Source organism: Staphylococcus sp. EG-SA-2 (assembly GCF_017152085.1).
On the sequence record NZ_JACYHC010000915.1, the window covers coordinates 1 to 971 of the forward strand.

Sequence of the window (971 nt, forward strand, 5' to 3'; positions counted from 1 at the left end):
TCAATTCTTCTGGAAAATTGTCAGGGTTACTTATTAATGAATGATATCTCATAATTGAAAACTGTTCTGGTATATCTTGATATAACAGATGTTGATGATGCGATATAACCTTTAGTGTATCAACTTTTCCGTGCATAACCTTGTCGCCTTTAATGACTTCTCCACCGTAATAACAAGTCAGTGCCTGAGCACCTAGGCAAATACCTAAAATGGGTTTGTGTTGATAGGTTGATATGATTTTCATTAACTGTTGATCGTCTAATGGATGCCCTGGACCAGGAGATATAATAACAGCGTCCACCGATTGATTCAGCACATTATCATCATCAGGATATTGAACAATGACGTCAGTATGTTGAGCAACAATATCCACTAGGTTATATGTAAAGGAATCATAATTATCTACAACTAAGATCATGGCCTCACCTCCAATAAGCTTTTAGCTTTCAATTTCGTTTCATTCAGTTCTTTTTCAGGAATAGAATCATATACAACGCCACAACCAGCTTCTACGTTGATATACTGCTCATCTATCATCATCGTTCGAATTGCTAAAGCAAAATCTAAGTTATGATTACAATTTATGTATCCAACACCACCACTATAAACGCCTCGTTTATGTGGATATTGTTCATATATTCTTTCAATTGCACGTAATTTTGGTGCACCTGAAACGGTACCTGTTGGTAATAAATTCGCAATAACTGTCATTGGTGATAAATTTTGATTTATTTTACCTGTGATTTCACTTACGATATGCATAACATGTTCATATTTTTCAATAACCATTAATTTAGTAATTTTTGAGGTACCGATTTTACTTACTCTATGAATATCATTACGTCCTAAATCAACTAGCATACGATGTTCGCTGCATTCTTTTGGATCATTAAGTAGTTGTTTCATATTCTCATTATCTATTTGTGTCGTCTCACCACGTTGAATCGTACCTGCAATAGGATTAGTTGTTA

The 971-nt window shown here is 34.4% G+C and carries 2 protein-coding genes; both read right to left on the reverse strand.

Annotation, left to right across the window (positions count from 1 at the left end; genetic code table 11):
- The coding region (locus tag IDG60_RS27685) for an anthranilate synthase component II (protein ID WP_206160917.1) at positions 1-418 on the reverse strand (418 nt) is incomplete at its 3' end.
- The coding region (locus tag IDG60_RS27690; protein WP_206160919.1) for a chorismate-binding protein at positions 415-971 on the reverse strand (557 nt) is incomplete at its 5' end. The genes IDG60_RS27685 and IDG60_RS27690, both read right to left, overlap by 4 nt.